The organism is Dolichospermum circinale AWQC131C, from assembly GCF_000426905.1.
Classification (GTDB): domain Bacteria; phylum Cyanobacteriota; class Cyanobacteriia; order Cyanobacteriales; family Nostocaceae; genus Dolichospermum; species Dolichospermum circinale.
Genome location: NZ_KE384641.1, coordinates 1,931 through 3,758, shown reverse-complemented (window position 1 = coordinate 3,758; position 1,828 = coordinate 1,931). Strand labels below are relative to the sequence as shown.

At 46.9% G+C, this 1,828-nt stretch carries 1 protein-coding gene; it reads right to left on the bottom strand.

The genetic code is table 11. The features are described from left to right. Positions 1–1,828 (bottom strand): Calx-beta domain-containing protein (locus tag ACIR131C_RS23290; RefSeq protein ID WP_278047004.1); only part of this gene is annotated, 1,828 nt, incomplete at both ends.

Here is a 1,828-nt window from a genome sequence, read left to right as displayed (position 1 = left end):
AGGTAAATTGAGCCGCAGAATTAGCTGTAAAAGCAGCAGTAGTTAACTTAGCTGAAATCCCGGCTGTATCAAGTGTTGCCACAGATCCGACATTAGAAAATCCGCTGCGAGCAGTGGTAACAACGAACAAATCATTCAAGAGATTAGCATTGAACCCGTTAATAACATCAAAGCCACTCAAAAGTGAATCAGTTAAAACGCGGTAATCAAAACGGTCTATTCCTAAATTTCCAGTTAGGGTATCTTTTCCCACTCCTCCAGTCAGGAGATCATTACCAGCGCCACCATTGAGAATATCATCACCAGTGCCACCATTCAGATTGTCATTACCAGCGCCACCATTGAGAGTATCATTACCGCCACTACCTGCGAGGGTGTTATTAGCACTGTTGCCAATGATAACGTTATTACCATTATTACCAGTACCGTTAATTGCTGCCGCTCCCGTCAGGGTGAGGTTTTCTACATTTGCTGCTAGGGTGGTAGTAGCCGCAGTTACGAGAGTATCGCTAATGGTTGTAGTTACAGTTGCTGTACCCAATTGGGCATTGGTAGGAGAAGACAGGGTAAGATTAAAGGTTTCCTGTGGCTCGTTAAGGGAGTCATTGAGAATAGGAATAATGATGTCTTGACTGGTAACACCAGGAGCAAAGGTTAGAGTCCCGTTAGTGGCAGTATAGTCCGACCCTGCTGTAGCGGTATTGTTAACAGTGGCATATTGAACAGTAATTGTTTCAGTGCTGTCACCAGACAAAGTAACAGTATAAGTGACATTTTGGGGATTGGTGATGCCTTCGACTACCGTTTGGTTAGCGCTCAGGTCAATAATAACGGGAATAGTGGGAGCAGTATCCAGAATTAACTGCACATCAGCCGGAACAACAGAATTTGAGAAGCCAAAGACATATTCCTCATTGCTTAGTGTATCCAGAGTTGTCAACAACCCACCAAAAGCAAAGGCTTGACCGCTTTTGGCTGTCAAGGCACTGATGGCGGCGGCGTTGAGGTCAATGGTACGAGTCGAGTTATCGTCTCCATTGGTGTAATCCTGGCTGCCATAAATAGCACCATCTCCTAAGTCAGCATAAATCGCCGTTTTACCGCTTCCCCCCGCTGTTAGGGTTGCTACAGGAGTAGTAACCTCTTGTAACTGATAGGTTTCAGTTTTATCTTGACTGGTGTACTCCCAAGTCTTCACCTTCAGTTTAGCGCTGATAATCGGGGCGGTCAACGTCGGCAGATTGAAGGTAAACCAGTTGCGGTAGAGGCCAAAGGCATCTCCCACAATGTAATTGGTATTAGTAGGCGCGTGGTATCCCGTGTTATCGTACCATCCCGTATCTGCCGCATTTAGGGTAATTGTGTTCAGAGGCGGCTCATTGTCGGCAATGCTTACGGTTGCACTAGAAGATGGTGTGACATTGCCTTGGCTTGCCGGAGAGCCAGAATTAGTTCCTAAACTGCCTGGGGTATAGCCCGTTCCCGCTAAGACGGTGAGGGTGGCGGTTTCCGTGCCTTCTGGGAGGTTGTCATCAATGACACTCAGGTTGACTACTGCTGTGCTAGAACCTGCGGCAAAGGTGACAGTATTAGGAATGGTTGTGTAATCTGTGCCATTGGTGGCTGTTCCACTCATGGCGATGTTAACTGTTAAGCTACTGGTGGTAGCACCTGTGCGGGTTAAGGTGTATTGTCCTGGGTTGGCAGGTTCGCCAGCATCGGCATCGGTGGCTGCTACTGTGATTACAGGTAAGGTACTCCCATCACCATAGATTTTGACATCATCAAGGTTCCACGAACTTACTGTATATACACCACCGCTAGTAAT